This window comes from Bacillus sp. FCW2, from assembly GCF_021228595.1.
GTDB lineage: Bacteria > Bacillota > Bacilli > Bacillales > Bacillaceae > Bacillus > Bacillus velezensis.
The window spans coordinates 1,093,793-1,111,017 of the sequence record NZ_CP089436.1; the positions used below are offsets into that span (position 1 = coordinate 1,093,793).

General features: G+C 45.8%; 16 protein-coding genes and 2 pseudogenes. 15 read left to right on the forward strand and 3 right to left on the reverse strand.

What is annotated here, in order from left to right:
- Both rsfS and K3G25_RS05500 read left to right on the forward strand, forming a co-directional pair.
- A complete protein-coding gene (gene rsfS, locus K3G25_RS05495) occupies positions 1–357 on the forward strand; it encodes a ribosome silencing factor (protein WP_007408260.1) in 357 nt (118 codons plus the stop codon).
- Positions 354–1,091 (forward strand): class I SAM-dependent DNA methyltransferase, encoded by a 738-nt coding sequence (locus tag K3G25_RS05500; RefSeq protein WP_015417856.1) that lies wholly within the window; start codon positions 354–356, stop codon positions 1,089–1,091. The genes rsfS and K3G25_RS05500 overlap by 4 nt, the downstream gene beginning before the upstream one ends.
- A gap of 68 nt (positions 1,092–1,159) precedes the next feature.
- Here K3G25_RS05500 and comER read toward each other — a convergent pair whose 3' ends face one another.
- Positions 1,160–1,981 carry a late competence protein ComER gene (comER, locus tag K3G25_RS05505; protein ID WP_232489623.1) on the reverse strand — a complete coding sequence of 274 codons (822 nt, stop codon included), beginning with the start codon at positions 1,979–1,981 and terminating at the stop codon, positions 1,160–1,162.
- Positions 1,982–2,039: 58 nt separating this feature from the next.
- On the opposite strand from comER, the gene K3G25_RS05510 reads away from it, so the two are divergent.
- The 3 genes from K3G25_RS05510 (at position 2,040) to K3G25_RS05520 (ending at position 5,642) form a co-directional block, all read left to right on the forward strand.
- Positions 2,040–2,654 carry a helix-hairpin-helix domain-containing protein gene (locus tag K3G25_RS05510; RefSeq protein WP_014418419.1) on the forward strand — a complete coding sequence of 205 codons (615 nt, stop codon included), beginning with the start codon at positions 2,040–2,042 and terminating at the stop codon, positions 2,652–2,654.
- A 66-nt stretch (positions 2,655–2,720) separates the two neighbouring features.
- Entirely contained in the window at positions 2,721–3,290 is a 570-nt protein-coding gene (locus K3G25_RS05515) for a ComE operon protein 2 (RefSeq protein ID WP_003152868.1), read from the forward strand.
- Positions 3,291–5,642, forward strand: coding sequence for a DNA internalization-related competence protein ComEC/Rec2 (locus K3G25_RS05520; RefSeq protein WP_232489624.1), 2,352 nt, complete (start codon positions 3,291–3,293; stop codon positions 5,640–5,642).
- Positions 5,643–5,660: 18 nt separating this feature from the next.
- On the opposite strand, the gene K3G25_RS05525 is transcribed toward K3G25_RS05520, so the two are convergent.
- The gene (locus K3G25_RS05525) at positions 5,661–5,795 is read right to left on the reverse strand and encodes a YqzM family protein (protein ID WP_003152870.1); all 135 of its coding nucleotides are present in this window, start codon (positions 5,793–5,795) and stop codon (positions 5,661–5,663) included.
- A 40-nt stretch (positions 5,796–5,835) separates the two neighbouring features.
- Between K3G25_RS05525 and K3G25_RS05530 the strand changes: the two are divergent.
- Positions 5,836–5,987, forward strand: a pseudogene (locus tag K3G25_RS05530) (hypothetical protein).
- A gap of 39 nt (positions 5,988–6,026) precedes the next feature.
- Positions 6,027–7,122 (forward strand): annotated as a pseudogene (holA, locus tag K3G25_RS05535) (DNA polymerase III subunit delta).
- Here holA and rpsT read toward each other — a convergent pair.
- Positions 7,085–7,351: a 30S ribosomal protein S20 gene (gene rpsT, locus K3G25_RS05540; RefSeq protein WP_003152876.1), complete on the reverse strand. Its 267-nt coding sequence runs from the start codon at positions 7,349–7,351 to the stop codon at positions 7,085–7,087. The pseudogene holA and the gene rpsT overlap by 38 nt on opposite strands.
- A gap of 202 nt (positions 7,352–7,553) precedes the next feature.
- On the opposite strand from rpsT, the gene gpr reads away from it, so the two are divergent.
- From gpr to dnaK, 8 genes are all read left to right on the forward strand, one after another.
- Complete coding sequence (gpr, locus tag K3G25_RS05545) at positions 7,554–8,660, forward strand: GPR endopeptidase (protein WP_014418417.1); 1,107 nt, start codon at positions 7,554–7,556, stop codon at positions 8,658–8,660.
- A 67-nt stretch (positions 8,661–8,727) separates the two neighbouring features.
- The gene (gene spoIIP, locus K3G25_RS05550; protein ID WP_007612673.1) at positions 8,728–9,921 is read left to right on the forward strand and encodes a stage II sporulation protein P; all 1,194 of its coding nucleotides are present in this window, start codon (positions 8,728–8,730) and stop codon (positions 9,919–9,921) included.
- A gap of 16 nt (positions 9,922–9,937) precedes the next feature.
- Positions 9,938–10,276: a YqxA family protein gene (locus K3G25_RS05555; protein WP_007408270.1), complete on the forward strand. Its 339-nt coding sequence runs from the start codon at positions 9,938–9,940 to the stop codon at positions 10,274–10,276.
- 132 nt (positions 10,277–10,408) lie between these two features.
- Positions 10,409–12,244, forward strand: coding sequence for a translation elongation factor 4 (gene lepA / locus K3G25_RS05560; RefSeq protein WP_014418416.1), 1,836 nt, complete (start codon positions 10,409–10,411; stop codon positions 12,242–12,244).
- Positions 12,245–12,303: 59 nt separating this feature from the next.
- A complete protein-coding gene (gene hemW / locus K3G25_RS05565; RefSeq protein ID WP_012118022.1) occupies positions 12,304–13,443 on the forward strand; it encodes a radical SAM family heme chaperone HemW in 1,140 nt (379 codons plus the stop codon).
- 80 nt (positions 13,444–13,523) lie between these two features.
- Positions 13,524–14,555: a heat-inducible transcriptional repressor HrcA gene (gene hrcA, locus K3G25_RS05570; protein ID WP_022552938.1), complete on the forward strand. Its 1,032-nt coding sequence runs from the start codon at positions 13,524–13,526 to the stop codon at positions 14,553–14,555.
- A 59-nt stretch (positions 14,556–14,614) separates the two neighbouring features.
- Positions 14,615–15,190 carry a nucleotide exchange factor GrpE gene (gene grpE / locus K3G25_RS05575; protein ID WP_003152892.1) on the forward strand — a complete coding sequence of 192 codons (576 nt, stop codon included), beginning with the start codon at positions 14,615–14,617 and terminating at the stop codon, positions 15,188–15,190.
- Between the two features lie 24 nt (positions 15,191–15,214).
- Positions 15,215–17,053 carry a molecular chaperone DnaK gene (gene dnaK, locus K3G25_RS05580; RefSeq protein WP_007408273.1) on the forward strand — a complete coding sequence of 613 codons (1,839 nt, stop codon included), beginning with the start codon at positions 15,215–15,217 and terminating at the stop codon, positions 17,051–17,053.
- Positions 17,054–17,225 lie beyond the last annotated feature (172 nt).

Below are 17,225 nucleotides of genomic sequence, written 5' to 3' on the forward strand. Positions count from 1 at the left end.
ATGAATCAAGCTTCCGTATTAAAAATCGCGGCAAAAGCATGCGACGATAAACGTGCAGAAGATATTTTAGCGCTGGACATGGAAGGAATCTCACTTATAGCGGATTACTTTTTAATCTGCCACGGGAATTCTGATAAGCAGGTTCAGGCAATTGCGCGTGAAATTAAAGATCAGGCAGAAGAAAACGGCATTGATGTCAAAAAGATGGAAGGGTTTGATGAGGCCCGCTGGATTTTAGTTGATCTCGGCGACGTAATTGTCCACGTTTTCCATAAAGATGAAAGAAGCTACTACAATCTTGAAAAGCTATGGGGCGACGCGCCGCTCGCAGAGCTTGAGCTCGGCTTGAACTCATGATTTACCAAGGCTTCGCCGGCGTATATGACGAGTTAATGTCACATGCGCCGTATGATGAATGGGCGGGCTGGATCGAAGCGTCTCTTCCGGAAAAGGGAAGGGTGCTTGATCTTGCCTGCGGAACCGGAGAAATATCCATCAGGCTTGCTGAAAAAGGCTGCGAAGTCACGGGGATTGATTTGAGTGAAGATATGCTGAGCTGTGCCCAGCAGAAAAAAACGGGAAAGCCGATTCTTTTTCTCCAGCAGGATATGAGAGAGCTTTCCGGTTTTGAAGAACAGTTTGATGCTGTAGTCATCTGCTGTGATTCCCTAAATTACTTAAAAACGAAAAATGATGTCTTAAGCACCTTCAAAAGTGTTTTTCAAGTTTTGAAGGAGGGCGGCCTGCTTCTGTTTGACGTCCATTCCCCATTTAAAATGACGGAGCTTTTTCCGGACAGCACCCATGCGGATCAGGATGAGCAGATCAGCTATATCTGGCAAAGCTTTGCCGGCGATGAAGAGCTTTCTGTCATCCATGATATGTCCTTTTTCGTATGGAACGGACAATCTTATGACCGCTATGACGAGACGCATGAGCAAAAAACATTTTACATTGAAGAATATGAACAAATGCTTGCAGAGACCGGATTTGAACTGAAGAAGGTGACGGCTGATTTTACAGACCGGCCTCCTTCAACAGAGTCTGAACGTCTTTTCTTCACGGCAGGCAAACCAAAAACCATCGTTTAAACGGAACGATGGTTTTTAAAATGCATTTTTTTCGATTGGCGCGGTAAAGCACTTTATGGCATACTCAGTTACACGTGAAATTGCTTCTTCACTAACGATATATCTTCATCGTATTTGTCATGTGTACGCTGAAAGACACGGTTGAACATATCCTGAACACCGCTTTCGAGAGCCTTCAGTCCTTCTCCGGTGACGCCGCCTTTTACGCATACTTTTTCCTGCAAGGCGGGAAGCGTGTAATGCCCTGTTTCAAGAAGCTTTCCGAGACCGACAAGCATTTCCGTCGACATAATTACTGCTTCTTCTTTGGTGATGTCCGTTTCTTCCACTGCCGCGTCAATAAAGCGCTGAACGAGATAACTCATAAAAGCGGGCCCGCAGCTGACAATGTCTGACGCCGCTCTTGTAATGCCGCTGCTGATTTCTACAGGTTTTGAGATATGAGTGAACAGCGTTTGAATATCCGCTTTTGCAGACTCGCTGCAGCTTTTGCCGAACGTAACAAGCGAGACGCCGGCCAAGGCGCGGTTCGTAATGCTCGGAATGACGCGGACCGTCTGACACGGAACCGTATGTTCAATCTGATCCGTCTGAACGGGACTGGTAATGGAGATTAAAATGTGATCTTTCCGTAAATGCGGTGTGAGTTTCTTCAGCAAAGGATATATATCCAGCGGTTTTACACAAATGAATATTATTTCATTTTCCTGTACGAGCTTTTCCTGATCCTCGGTGACATGGATGCCGCTGAAACGTTCTTTTAGTTTTAATGCTTTTTCGATTGTTCTGTTTGTGATGGTGATATGTGAGGGATCGGCAGCGTTTGATTCGATAAACGATTCAATCAGGATCGTTCCCATGTTTCCGGTGCCGATAAAGCCTATTTTCAATGAATTCCCCTCCTTTTTCTCTTAATCCTCTAAACCTTATGCGGGGAGGCAATGCAATATGACGAAAGCGATGATGACGGAGCGGCTGCGGCGGAACCTGAAAATTCTGGGCGCTTGTCTTGCTGCAGGAGCGGTTTTTATCTGTATTTGGCTGTTTCGTTCTGAAAAGGAAGAGCCGGTCAAACAGCAGTCCGTGCTCGGCCAAACAGCCTCAGCATCCGTCGCGGACAAAAAAGACACCGCAGACGATAAGATTATGATTGATGTGAAAGGCGCGGTCCGAAATCCCGGCGTGTATGAAATGGAAGCGGGAGACAGAGTGACGCAAGCCATTGAAAAAGCCGGCGGCCTGAAGAAAAAGGCGGATGAATTGAATGTTAATTTAGCAGAGCAGCTGCAGGACGGGACGATTGTTTATATTCCGAGTGAAGGCGAAGAGGAGAATCGCCCGAAAACAACAGCGGGTGAAAAGGAGAATGCAGCTGTCAATATCAATACGGCATCTCTGGACGAACTTCAGGCGGTTTCCGGGGTGGGGCAGAAAAAAGCGGAAGCGATTATCGCCTACCGAGAAGAAAACGGACGGTTTCAGACTGCTGAAGATTTGATGAATGTATCAGGCTTTGGAGAAAAGTCATTTGAGCGGATAAAAACTTCCATTACGGTAAAGTGAATTGACGGTTTTGCTTAAATCTATGTAAACTTAGAAAAGCAACAAGACTTTTTGGAGGGAACACTTGTGGAACGAATCTCATGGAATCAATATTTTATGGCGCAAAGCCATTTGCTGGCGCTGAGAAGCACATGTCCGAGACTGTCAGTCGGGGCAACCGTAGTCAGAGACAAGCGGATGATCGCCGGCGGATACAACGGCTCAATTGCCGGAGGCGTCCATTGCGCTGATGAAGGATGCCTTTTAATAGATAATCATTGCCAGCGGACCATACATGCAGAGATGAATGCGATTCTGCAATGTTCTAAGTTCGGTGTTCCGACGGAGGGCGCCGAAATTTATGTGACGCATTATCCTTGTATTCAATGCTGTAAATCAATTATTCAGGCAGGTATCAAAACGGTTTATTATGCCGAAGATTACAAAACACAGCCTTATGCAAAAGAGCTGTTCAGCCAAGCCGGAGTCAAGGTGGAGCAGGTCGAACTTGATGAAATGATCATCGATCTGAAAAACCGCGAAAAATTGTCTTTTGTAGCAGGTCTGATTCAGCAATTATCTGATGCGGGGGTTAAGGCAGATGAACTGAAAAAAATTCATGAACAGGCCAATGAGCTGTTTACCAGTTACGTATAAATGAAATATAAATACCTTCTTCTGCCTCTGGCGGCGGTTTCTGCAACTGCGGGAATTGCCGCCGCTCATGTCTTCTGGGTTCTGCTCCTTTTTCTTCTGTATCTTCTCTTTATTATTGTAAAAACAAAGCAGCATGCTCCGGTTATTGTCTGCCTCGTTTCTTTTTGTCTTTATTTCTTTCTTTATACGGTTTGTGACGCTGCGAATGTAACGCGGTATCAGGCCGGCAGTTATACTGAACAGGCCGTCATCACTAACATTCCGAAGGTTGACGGAGCGAAAATGTCAGCCGTTATCCGTACACATGACAAGGAAAAATGGACGGCTTCGTACAAAATCCGGTCTCTTGAGGAAAAGAGACTCATTGAACAGCTTGAACCGGGGATGCGCTGCACGTTTACAGGTTCTCTGGAGCAGCCTGCACATGCGACGGTTCCCGGAGGTTTTGATTATAAGGAATATCTTTACTCTCAGCAGATTCACTGGTTATTTTCCGTGACTTCCATTCAGCAGTGTGAAAAATCCAAACAGCCGCTGTTTAAACTGCTGAACATCAGAAAAAATTTGATTTCGATCATTCGGAATCACGTGCCTGAATCTTCCGCCGGAATTGTTGAAGCGCTGACCTTAGGTGAAAGATTTTCTATAGAGGACGATATACTGAGTGCATATCAAAATTTGGGAGTCGTTCATTTAATGGCGATTTCCGGAATGCATGTCGGTCTTATTACGGCGGGATTATTTTATGCTCTGATCAGAATCGGGCTGACAAGAGAAAAAGCGGGAATTTTGCTGCTGTTGTTTTTGCCGGTGTATACGCTGCTGAGCGGTGCCGCCCCATCCGTATTGCGCGCATCCCTCATGCTGGGATTTTATATCGCCGGAACTCTTGTTAAACGCGGCATTCATTCCTCCGCTGCATTGTCCCTGTCTTATCTGCTGCTCCTGCTGTTTAATCCTTACTTCCTTTGGCAGGCGGGCTTCCAGCTTTCCTTTGCGGTAAGCGCCTCTTTAATTCTGTCATCCTCCATTTTAAAGAAAGCAGGGAAAAGCAGACTTGCCGGGCTTGCGATTGCTTCATTCATTGCGGAGCTCAGCTCACTTCCGTTTCTTCTCTATCATTTTCAGCAAATTTCACTTGTCAGTTTTCCGATGAATATGGTGATGGTGCCATTTTATACGTTATTTGTCATTCCGGTTTCTGTCATTGGTTTCCTTCTTCTTTTACTTTCAGGGCAGATGGGAGAATGTTTGTTTGATATGTTCGACCTTGTGATGAAGCCTGTACATGATTTCATTACATATGCGGCATCCGTTGATTTATTTACTATGATTGTGTCAAAGCCTGACTTTCTTTCCCTTCTTCTGCTTGCGGTTTCCGTTTTTACTCTATTTGCGGCTTTGGAAAAGGGAGGTTTTTTAAAACTCAGGAAATCGGCTCTTTTTTTCTGCGCGGTTTTGGCTTATTTAATATGCCATCCGTATTTCAGTCCATGGGGAGAAGCGGATATGCTTGATATCGGGCAGGGAGACTCACTGTTTATAAGCGCGCCGCACCGCAAAGGGACCGTAATGGTTGATACAGGGGGAGTGATTTCTTATGCTGGAGAATCATGGAAAGAAAAACGCCACCCGTATTCTATCGGCGAGAAGGTTTTGATTCCGTTTTTAAACGGAAAAGGGGTGAAAAAGCTGGATGCACTGATTTTAACCCATGCGGATCAAGATCACATCGGAGAAGCCGGAGTGTTAATCAAAAATCATAGAGTCAAACGGTTAATTGTCCCCGTGGGATTCGTAAAAGAACCGAAAGATCAGACCATATTAAATATGGCGAAAGAAAACAACATTCCCGTTGCCGAAGCAAAGCGGGGCGACACCATTACAGCCGGTGATCTTCAGTTTCAGGTGCTGTCTCCGGAGTCGTCTGACGGAAGGAGTAAAAATGATTCGTCATTGGTGCTTTGGACGGTTTTAAGCGGAGTGAGCTGGCTTTTGACGGGAGATTTAGAATCGGACGGCGAAACGGAAGTGCTGAAAACGTATCCGAATCTGAAGGCTGATATATTGAAGGCGGGTCATCACGGCAGCAAAAGCTCAACGAGTGAAGCCTTTTTGAAACAGCTTCAGCCGGAAGCGGCACTGATTTCAGCAGGAAAAGAGAATCGATACCATCATCCGCATGAAGAAGTGCTGGATCGTTTGAAGGCGTACTCTGTCAATGTGCTTCGCACCGATATCAGCGGAACGATTCAATACAGATTTAAAAAAGGCGCCGGAACGTTTTCCGTCTTCCCTCCATATGATATAGAAGAAACCAGGGCGCAAGAAGTAAAAAAGACTGCCGATTGACAGCAGCCCGGAATGCGGCTAAGAGCCGATAAGATGGATGGCTGTTGCCATCACGAACAAAAAGGCGAAAAATCCGAAGGACACGACAAAACCGACAGCTGAGTCAACAGCATCATTTCGTTTGCTTTGAACGTTTTTTTCAAAATCATTCAATTTCATCCCTCCTGACTTCCCTAAGTATACTGGAATTGTTTTGAAAAATCTAGAAGTGATGGTAACGTTTTCTGTTCTTGTGATTATCGCCTTTTTACAAGCAGACCCGGGAGCTTGTGAATCAGGCGTTTATTATAAATGAGGAAGCTGTCCTTAAAGCTTCCTCTTTACTATTTGCCGAACTCAATTTAGGATAGAAGGGGATCAAGAAAGAGAGGAAGTCATACGATCATGGTATTTGATGTTTGGAAAGCCCTGAAAAAAGGGGATGTCCGCTCCGTTTATTGTTTATACGGAAAAGAAACGTATCTGCTCCAAGAAACTGTCAGCCGGATCAGACAAGCTGTCGTTGATGAGGAGACAAAGGATTTTAACCTGTCTGTTTTTGATCTTGAAGAAGATCCGCTTGACCAGGCCGTAACCGATGCGGAAACGTTTCCGTTTATGGGAGAGAAGCGGCTGGTCATCGTAAAAAATCCGTCTTTTTTAACAGGGGAAAAAAAGAAAGAAAAAATAGAGCATAATACAGCCGCTCTGGAGACTTATCTGAAGGAGCCTGCACCTTACACGGTCTTTGTGATTGTGGCTCCGTATGAGAAGCTGGACGAACGGAAAAAGCTGACGAAAGCGCTGAAGCAAAAAGCCCTTATGATTGAAGCTAAGGAGCTGAATGCAAAGGAGACGACTGATTTTACGATTAATCTGGCGAAATCCGAAAATAAAATGATCGATACAGAAGCTGCCGAGCATTTGGTTCTGCTTGCAAACGGCCATCTGTCTTCCATATATCAGGAAATACAAAAACTCTCCGCCTACACCGGTAACAGACATGAGATCACACTTGAAGATGTCCGGGAGCTCGTCGCAAGAAGTTTGGAGCAGAATATTTTTGAGCTGATCAACAAAATCGTGAACCGAAAACGGACGGAAAGTCTTCAAATATTTTATGATCTTTTAAAACAAAACGAAGAACCGATCAAAATTATGGCGCTGATCGCCAACCAATTCCGTCTGATTATGCAGACGAAGTATTTTGCGGGACAAGGATACGGCCAAAAGCAAATCGCTTCCAACTTAAAGGTGCACCCCTTCCGGGTAAAGCTGGCGATGGATCAGGCGAGGCTTTTTTCTGAAGAAGAGCTGCGGCGTATTATAGAAAGACTCGCAGTGATGGATTATGAAATGAAAACGGGGAAAAAGGACAAGCAGCTCTTGCTGGAGCTCTTTCTCCTTGAGCTTCTCCGGACTGAATGAAAAAAACGATCCCCGTTACAGGGATCGTTTTTGTATTATGCAGAAAGTCCGTTCACTTGTTTCGCAAGTCTAGATTTGTATCGAGCTGCGGCATTTTTGTGTACAAGACCTGTTTTCACTGCTTTATCAATGCGTTTCGCTGCTTCAGAAAGAGCAGTTTTCGCTTTATCCGCTTCGTTGTTAGCAACAGAAGCTTCAACTTGTTTGATTGCAGTACGCATAGCAGATTTGATTGTCGCGTTATGAGCGCGGCGTTCGTTGTTTGTTTTTGTACGTTTAATCGCTGATTTAATGTTTGGCATGTGTTTCACCTCCTAAGATACAACCTGTAGCACAGTGTCTTAAGGTTAAATCTTCTTCACAATAGAACAAATTGTATTCTATCAAACAGAACTTTAGATTGCAATATAAATGTAAAGTATTTTTCGTTGATGGGTAAATTCGCATGATTCGTTTTGTAAATGGCCACACTATGTACCACGATGATTGAAGGAGGTCTTCCCTGTGAAAAACAACGAACTGGATGTCAATCAATTTCTGATACGAACGGATTTAGCGGTAGAAACGAAACAGGCGGTAAAAGACGGACAAGCCGGTCAGAAAAAAGAAATAAACGGGTTTATTGAAAAAGAACGCGACAAGGGCGGCATTAAAGTCAGAACCGTCGATATTACCAAAGAAGGCGCCGAGCTATCGGGGAAAAAGCAGGGACGCTATGTCACGATCGAGGCTCAAGGGGTTCGGGAACACGACTCTGAGATGCAGGAAAAAGTAACGGAAGTGTTTGCCGAGGAATTTTCCGCCTATCTGTCGGCATTAAAGATTCCAAAGGATGCAAGCTGTTTGATCGTCGGTCTGGGCAACTGGAATGTGACGCCGGATGCGCTCGGCCCTCTCGTGACCGAAAACCTTCTCGTGACAAGGCATTTGTTCAGGCTTCAGCCGGAAAATGTGCAGGAAGGGTACAGGCCGGTCAGCGCGCTTGCTCCCGGTGTGATGGGATTAACGGGAATTGAAACGAGCGATATTATTCAAGGTGTGATCAAAGAATCAAAGCCGGATTTTGTGATCGCGGTAGACGCTCTTGCGGCAAGAGCCGTTGAAAGGGTGAACACGACCATCCAATTTTCTGATACGGGCATTCACCCGGGATCAGGCGTCGGCAATAAGAGAAAAGAATTAAGCAAGGAAACGCTCGGCATTCCCGTCATCGCAATCGGGGTACCGACTGTCGTTGATGCGGTTACGATCGCAAGCGATACGGTGGATTATATTTTAAAACATTTCGGCAGAGAGATGAAAGATGACAGCCCGTCAAGATCTCTGGTGCCCGCCGGAATGAACTTCGGCAAAAAGAAGGTGCTGACAGACGAAGACCTTCCCGGAGAAAAAGAACGCCAATCCTTTCTCGGTATTGTCGGCACGCTGGACGAAAACGAAAAACGCCAGCTGATTCACGAAGTGCTTTCTCCGCTCGGCCATAATCTGATGGTCACGCCGAAGGAGATTGACACCTTTATTGATGATATGGCGAATGTGCTTGCAAACGGGTTAAACACCGCCCTTCATGAAAAAGTGTCACAAGATAACAAAGGTTCTTATAATCATTAAAATGGTTCTACCTCCTCTAGCTTGTTCATAGAGTAATTACTAGACAAGCGCTGGAGGGATTCAAATCATGAGAAAAAAACGCAGAAACCGTCAAATTGTCGTTGCAGTAAACGGTGGAAATGCGCTCAAGGGCATGTTTTTGTTTATGACAAGCCTTATCGTTATTTTCGTATTATCGGGTGTGCTCACATCGCTTCGCCCTGAACTGAGGCTTTCTTCGGATTCTCTTCACGGAATTGCCGGAGAACTTCCGGGTGACGCGTTTGCACACCTCCTCGGCATGGAAAATCATTATTTCGCCTCAGAGCTTCCTGAAAAAGACTCTTTTCAGCTGTCCCGGCTTTCCTTAAAACTGGCGACAAGCATTAATATGGAAGACCCGCGGAGTTTCTTGGGACGTGAGCTGCCGGGATTTGCCCAATACGATACGGAGATCCTTCTGGCGGGGCAGGGGACGGATTATACGAATATGCCGGCTGAATCTCCGCCGCCGTCAAAGGTGATGGAAAAAGAAAAAGAAGTGAACCTGGCAGAAATCGAAAACAAAACGAAAAAAGAGGAAACGGCGCCGCCGAAACATTCAACAGGCAGCAAAAAAGTCGTTTTTATTTACCACACTCATAATACCGAATCCTATCTTCCTCTGTTAAAGGGGGAAACAAATCCGGATAACGCCCGCCATTCGAAGGCCAATGTCACGCTTGTCGGAGATATGTTCGGAAAAGCGCTTGAAGCGCAAGGTGTAGGAGCGACCGTAGATAAAACCGACATTCAGGCCCGCCTGAACAAAGACGGCTTAAATTATGCGCGAAGCTACGACGAATCAAGGCCGGTCGTAAAAAGCGCGCTCGCCAAAAATAAAAACCTGCAATATACCATAGACATTCACCGGGATTCCCGCCGCAAGAAAAATACGACAGCCGACATTAAAGGAAAAAGCTATGCCAGAGTCGCCATCGTCGTCGGCAAAAAAAGCGCTAATTTTGAAGAAAACTATAAACTCGCAAGTGAACTTCATAAGCTGATGGAGAAAAAATACCCCGGCTTAAGCGTCGGTGTTTTATCAAAAGGCTCTCCGGGAGATAATGGAGTATACAACCAAGATTTAAACGATCGGTCGCTTCTGCTGGAATTCGGGGGCGTGGATAACAATCTTGAAGAACTGAGGCGCGCATCAGATGCCGTGGCCGATGTGTTCAGCGAACTGTACTGGGATGCAGAAAAGGTCAGTTCGCAATCAGGAGAGAAGAAAAAACAATAGAAATCAGGTGATTCAAATGATCCGTTTTACCGGCAAATGCCTGCTGATCGCCATTGTCATGTTTTTCGGCGTTTTGTTCGGCATGCAGCAGGCAAACAGCGGAATGCTTGATATGAAAGGATACAAAGATCCCTCCTTAAAAGGAGCATTCACGCTCGGCGGCGGAGAAGGACAGGAAAAAGAAGCTTCCATTTTGGGACAAACCGTTACGGCGAAAGATCTGGAAGAAAAACAAAAACAGCTGGAACAGGCGGAAACCTTCAACCTGTTTTCAAAAGCCGGAGAAACCCTTTCAAATACCGTGACGGACTCGGCGCAGGCGATGTATGAGTGGGTTTCGAAACTGAACCGTTAGCATTGATGAAGAGAAAAGCGGATGATTCCTTAAAGGAAGCTTTTCTCTTTCTTGTTTTAATTGAATGTTTACAATCCTATTGATATAATCTAAGCTAGTGTATTTTGCGTTTAATAGTAGGAGTGATAGATTGTGACAGATAAAGAAAAGCGTTTAGAGAGGCAGTCAAGAATCCGGAATTTCTCCATCATCGCCCACATAGACCACGGCAAATCGACCTTGGCGGATCGGATTTTAGAAAAAACATCGGCGATCACCCAGCGGGAAATGAAAGAACAATTGCTTGATTCAATGGACCTTGAACGCGAACGGGGAATTACCATCAAATTAAATTCCGTTCAGCTGAAATACAAAGCAAAAGACGGAGAAGAATATATATTCCATCTCATCGACACGCCCGGACACGTCGACTTTACATATGAAGTATCGCGAAGCCTGGCTGCCTGTGAAGGCGCGATTCTCGTTGTTGATGCGGCTCAGGGAATAGAAGCGCAGACATTGGCGAACGTCTATCTGGCGCTTGATAATGATCTTGAGATTCTTCCTGTCATTAATAAAATCGATCTTCCGAGCGCAGAGCCAGAACGTGTGCGTCAAGAGGTTGAGGACGTTATCGGCCTTGACGCTTCAGACGCCGTCCTCGCTTCAGCGAAAGCGGGCATCGGCATCGAAGACATTTTAGAGCAGATCGTAGAAAAAGTGCCGGCTCCTGCGGGAGATCCGGAAGCTCCGCTGAAAGCGCTCATCTTTGACTCGCTTTATGACGCGTACCGCGGAGTCGTCGCGTATATCAGAGTCGTAGAAGGAACGGTCAAACCGGGCCAGAAAATTAAAATGATGGCAACCGGAAAAGAGTTTGAAGTGACAGAAGTCGGTGTGTTCACGCCGAAAGCAACTCCGACAGATGAACTGACCGTCGGCGATGTCGGCTTTTTAACTGCTGCGATCAAAAATGTCGGTGACACACGCGTCGGTGACACGATAACAAGCGCGGCCAATCAGGCTGCCGAAGCATTGCCTGGATATCGTAAGCTGAACCCGATGGTGTATTGCGGTTTGTATCCGATCGATACGGCCAAATACAACGATTTAAGGGAAGCTCTTGAGAAGCTTGAACTGAATGACTCATCGCTTCAATATGAAGCAGAGACATCCCAAGCGCTCGGATTCGGTTTCCGCTGCGGATTTTTAGGTATGCTTCACATGGAAATCATTCAGGAGCGGATTGAGCGTGAGTTTAAAATCGACCTGATCACAACGGCACCGAGTGTTATCTATGATGTGTATATGACAGACGGCGAAAAGGTTGTTGTCGACAACCCGTCCAACATGCCTGACCCACAAAAGATCGAAAGAATCGAGGAGCCGTATGTAAAAGCGACAATGATGGTGCCGAACGATTATGTCGGTGCGGTGATGGAGCTTTGCCAAGGAAAACGCGGCAATTTTATCGACATGCAATATTTAGACGCAAATCGTGTCAGCATTGTCTATGACATGCCATTAGCGGAAATCGTCTATGAGTTTTTTGATCAGCTGAAATCAAGCACAAAAGGCTACGCGTCCTTTGATTACGAACTGATCGGCTACAAACCGTCTAAACTTGTCAAGATGGACATTATGCTGAACGGAGAAAAAATCGACGCGCTGTCATTTATCGTGCATCGCGATTACGCGTACGAACGCGGAAAAGTAATTGTGGAAAAACTGAAAGAGCTTATTCCGCGCCAGCACTTTGAAGTACCGATTCAAGCAGCGATCGGACAGAAAATCGTGGCCCGCTCGACCATTAAGGCCATGCGGAAAAACGTCCTTGCAAAATGTTACGGAGGAGACATCTCGCGGAAACGGAAGCTTCTTGAAAAACAAAAAGAAGGAAAACGCCGGATGAAGCAGGTCGGCTCAGTAGAAGTGCCGCAGGAAGCGTTTATGGCCGTTCTTAAAATGGATGACAGCCCGAAAAAATAACGGAAGCCGCCGCAGTCCCGCACTGCGGCTTCTTTCTGTAAAGAAGAAGGTGTTTCAAAATGAAATCAGCTTATATTCATATCCCGTTTTGTGAGCATATCTGCCACTATTGCGATTTCAATAAATATTTTATTCAGAGCCAGCCTGTCGATGAGTACTTAAACTCACTCGAAAAGGAAATGATAAATACAATAGAACGGACGGGACGCCCTGATCTCCGTACGATTTTTATCGGGGGAGGCACGCCGACATCGCTCTCACCCGTCCAGCTGGAAAAATTGATGGATTCCATTCACCGCGTGCTGAAGCCTTCTGACGGACTCATAGAATTTGCCGCGGAAGCGAATCCGGATGATTTGTCCCCGGAAAAATTAAAAATCATGAAAAATGCCGGTGTCAACCGGCTGAGCTTCGGTGTTCAAACCTTTGAAGATGAGCTTTTACAAAAAATCGGCAGAGTGCATAAACAAAAGGACGTATTCACTTCCTTTGAACGTGCGAGGGCTCTCGGCTTCGACAACATCAGTCTCGATTTGATGTTCGGCCTGCCGGGTCAGACGCTGGCCGATCTTGACAATTCCGTCAAAACGGCTTTGTCTCTTGATGCGGAGCACTATTCCGTTTACTCGCTGATCGTAGAGCCGAAAACGGTGTTTTATAATTTAATGCAAAAAGGCCGCCTGCATCTCCCGGCGCAAGAACAAGAGGCCGAGATGTATGAAACGGTCATGAGGCAGATGAGTGAAGCGGGCATCCGTCAATACGAGATCAGTAACTTTGCAAAGCCCGGATACGAATCGCAGCATAATCTGACGTATTGGAGCAATGAAGAGTATTTCGGTTTTGGCGCTGGCGCTCACGGATATATCAGCGGCACGCGCACCGTCAACGCCGGGCCTGTGAAACATTACATGCAGCTCATCGAAGAAAAGGGGCTGCCTTACCGTGACACGCACGAGGTGACACGTGAGGAGCAGATTGAAGAAGAAATGTTCCTCGGTCTCAGAAAAATGTCCGGCGTACAAAAGCAAGCTTTTCTCGATAAATTCGGACGCTCGGTCGACGAACTGTTTCCCGATGTTCTCAAAGATTTAACCGAAAAAGGCCTGATCTGTGACACGGAAGAATCGGTTGCATTAACGCATGAGGGCAAATTATTAGGAAATGAGGTTTTTGGCGCTTTTTTGGGTGAGTTATAATTGACATTTTTCTTTTGGTTTGTTACTTTTGATATAGAATTAGCACTCGCTGACCTTGAGTGCTAACAGGGGTGATGATGATGTTAACAAATCGTCAGCTGTTGATCCTGCAAGTGATTATTAATGATTTTATACAATCAGCGCAGCCTGTAGGATCAAGAACTCTTTCAAAAAAAGACGAGATTACATTCAGCTCTGCAACGATCAGAAACGAGATGGCTGACTTGGAGGAATTGGGCTTTATTGAAAAAACCCATTCATCCTCAGGACGGATCCCGTCGGAAAAAGGGTACAGGTATTATGTCGATCATTTGCTGTCACCCGTCAAGCTGACAAAAACCGATCTGGATTTAATTCACTCGATATTTAAAGAAAAAATCTTCGAGCTGGAAAAAACAGTCCAAAAATCAGCGCAAATCCTGTCCGACCTGACAAACTACACATCGATTGTCCTCGGGCCGACGCTGAGCGAGAACTATCTTAAACAGATTCAAATCGTTCCGATCCAGCCGGATAAGGCGGTCGCCATCCTCGTCACGAACACGGGGCATGTCGAAAACCGCACCATCAATTTCCCGGCTAAAGTGGATTTGGCCGATATTGAAAAACTGGTCAATATACTAAACGATCGATTAGCGGGCGTGCCGATGGCCGAACTGAATGAGCGCATTTTCAAAGAGGTTGTCACATATTTAAGGCAGCATATCGCCAACTATGACAGCATACTTGAATCGCTCCGCTCCACATTCCATCCGGCGGCCCACGTTGAGAAATTGTTTTTCGGCGGAAAGATCAACATGCTGAATCAGCCGGAGTTCCATGATATTGAAAGGGTCCGCTCGCTCTTATCTTTAATTGAAAAAGAGCAGGATGTTCTGAAGCTGTTTCAGTCATCAAAAGCCGGGATTTCAATCAAAATCGGGAAAGAAAACGACTACGAAGAAATGGAAAACTGCAGCTTAATCACGGCCACCTATACAGTTGATACGAAGCAGATCGGATCAATCGCGATTATCGGGCCGACGCGCATGAATTATTCAAGAGTCGTCAGCCTGCTGCAGCACGTGACTTCGGACTTGTCAAAAGCATTCACAAGTTTGTATGATGAATAAGGGAATTTTGGCAATCATTTTCAGTCATCTTTTTACAGCATTTGAGGGAGGTGAACACAATGTCAGAAGAAAAACAAACCGCAGAACAGGTTGAAGCAGCAGAACAAGAAGAAGTGACAGAACAGGCAGAACAAGCCGCTTCACAAGAGCAGCATGAAGAAACGGCAGGTCAGGAAGAAGCCCTTCAGCACCAAATTGATGAATTGCAGGGTTTGCTTGATGAAAAAGAAAACAAACTTTTGCGTGTTCAAGCAGACTTTGAAAACTATAAACGACGCAGCCGCCTTGAAATGGAAGCTGCTCAGAAATACCGTTCTCAAAACGTCGTAACGGAAATCCTTCCGGCTCTCGATAACTTTGAACGGGCGCTACAGGTAGAAGCTGAAAGCGAGCAGACAAAAAGCTTGCTGCAAGGTATGGAAATGGTCCGCCGCCAGCTGATGGACGCACTTGAAAAAGAAGGCGTTGAAGCCATCGAAGCTGTCGGTCAGGAATTTGATCCGAACCTTCACCAAGCCGTCATGCAGGTGGAAGATGAAAACTTCGGCAGCAATATTGTTATCGAAGAACTGCAAAAAGGCTACAAACTGAAGGATCGCGTCATCCGTCCTTCAATGGTAAAAGTGAATCAATAACTACATAGCAGGAGGTAATTCAAAGTGAGTAAAGTAATCGGAATTGACTTGGGTACGACAAACTCATGTGTGGCAGTGCTTGAAGGCGGAGAGCCTACAGTCATCGCCAACGCTGAAGGAAACCGTACGACTCCGTCAGTCGTTGCATTTAAAAACGGCGAGCGCCAAGTAGGGGAAGTGGCGAAACGCCAATCAATCACAAATCCTAACACAATCATGTCTGTTAAACGCCATATGGGTACTGACTATAAAGTGGAAATCGAAGGAAAAGACTACACGCCTCAAGAAGTGTCAGCTATTATCCTTCAGCATCTGAAAGCATATGCTGAAAGCTACCTCGGCGAAACAGTTTCAAAAGCCGTTATCACGGTTCCTGCATACTTCAACGATGCAGAGCGCCAAGCGACAAAAGATGCCGGTAAAATCGCCGGTCTTGAAGTAGAGCGTATTATCAACGAGCCGACTGCAGCAGCGCTTGCATACGGACTTGATAAAACGGACGAAGACCAAACAATTCTTGTTTACGACCTTGGCGGCGGTACGTTTGACGTATCTGTTCTTGAACTTGGCGACGGCGTGTTTGAAGTCCGTTCAACTGCCGGTGACAACCGTCTTGGCGGGGACGACTTTGACCAAGTCATCATCGATCATCTCGTAGCAGAATTCAAAAAAGAAAACGGCATTGATCTTTCAAAAGACAAAATGGCGCTTCAGCGTTTGAAAGATGCGGCTGAGAAAGCGAAAAAAGATCTTTCCGGCGTATCATCCACACAAATTTCTTTACCGTTTATCACGGCGGGAGAAGCAGGTCCGCTTCACCTTGAGCTGACCCTGACCCGCGCTAAATTCGAAGAGCTTTCCGCTCACCTTGTTGAGCGCACAATGGCTCCTGTCCGTCAGGCTCTTCAAGATGCGGATCTTTCTGCAAGCGAAATCGACAAAGTTATCCTTGTCGGCGGATCAACACGTATTCCTGCCGTACAGGAAGCAATCAAAAAAGAAACGGGTAAAGAAGCGCATAAAGGCGTAAACCCTGATGAAGTTGTAGCGCTGGGTGCAGCGATTCAAGGCGGCGTCATCACGGGAGACGTAAAAGACGTTGTTCTTCTTGACGTTACACCGCTTTCTCTCGGTATTGAAACAATGGGCGGCGTGTTCACGAAACTGATCGACCGCAACACGACAATTCCGACGAGCAAGTCTCAAGTATTCTCAACCGCTGCCGACAACCAAACGGCTGTTGACATTCACGTGCTTCAAGGTGAGCGCCCGATGTCTGCCGACAACAAAACGCTCGGCCGCTTCCAGCTTACTGATATCCCGCCGGCACCGCGCGGCGTACCGCAAATCGAAGTTTCTTTCGATATTGACAAAAACGGTATCGTAAACGTAAGAGCGAAAGACTTAGGCACAGGAAAAGAACAAAACATTACTATCAAATCTTCTTCAGGTCTTTCTGATGATGAGATCGAACGCATGGTAAAAGAAGCGGAAGAAAACGCTGACGCTGATGCGAAGAGAAAAGAAGAAATCGAAGTCCGCAACGAAGCTGACCAGCTTGTGTTCCAAACGGAAAAAACATTAAAAGATCTGGAAGGCAAAGTGGACGAAGAGCAAGTGAAAAAAGCAAACGACGCGAAAGACGCGCTGAAAGCCGCTATCGAGAAAAACGAAATTGAAGACATCAAAGCGAAAAAAGATGAGCTTCAAACAATCGTTCAAGAGCTTTCTATGAAGCTTTATGAAGAAGCTGCAAAAGCGCAGCAGGCTGAAGGCGGAGCAAACGCTGAAGGCAAAAAAGCGGACGACAACGTTGTCGATGCGGAATACGAAGAAGTAAAAGACGACGAAACGAAAAAATAAGTTCTTTCCCGCGTGGCTATAGGCGGAAGAACACACAGCATATTCTGATTCAACAGACAGAAAGTCAAAGTCAGGCATCTCTTGGCTTTGACTTTTTTTCTTGCCCGGGATAAAAGGAATTGAAAAAACATAATTCAAAATGATACAATCTAATTTATGTGAGAAATTCGGG

Coding starts and splice junctions, on each gene's coding strand:
- K3G25_RS05500 (WP_015417856.1), top strand. CDS start 354: ATGATTTACCAAGGCTTCGCCGGCGTATATGACGAGTTAATGTCACAT.
- rsfS (WP_007408260.1), top strand. CDS start 1: ATGAATCAAGCTTCCGTATTAAAAATCGCGGCAAAAGCATGCGACGAT.
- K3G25_RS05510 (WP_014418419.1), top strand. CDS start 2,040: ATGACGAAAGCGATGATGACGGAGCGGCTGCGGCGGAACCTGAAAATT.
- rpsT (WP_003152876.1), bottom strand. CDS start 7,351: ATGCCAAACATTAAATCAGCGATTAAACGTACAAAAACAAACAACGAA.
- K3G25_RS05555 (WP_007408270.1), top strand. CDS start 9,938: ATGATCCGTTTTACCGGCAAATGCCTGCTGATCGCCATTGTCATGTTT.
- grpE (WP_003152892.1), top strand. CDS start 14,615: ATGTCAGAAGAAAAACAAACCGCAGAACAGGTTGAAGCAGCAGAACAA.
- hrcA (WP_022552938.1), top strand. CDS start 13,524: ATGTTAACAAATCGTCAGCTGTTGATCCTGCAAGTGATTATTAATGAT.
- spoIIP (WP_007612673.1), top strand. CDS start 8,728: ATGAGAAAAAAACGCAGAAACCGTCAAATTGTCGTTGCAGTAAACGGT.
- hemW (WP_012118022.1), top strand. CDS start 12,304: ATGAAATCAGCTTATATTCATATCCCGTTTTGTGAGCATATCTGCCAC.
- K3G25_RS05520 (WP_232489624.1), top strand. CDS start 3,291: ATGAAATATAAATACCTTCTTCTGCCTCTGGCGGCGGTTTCTGCAACT.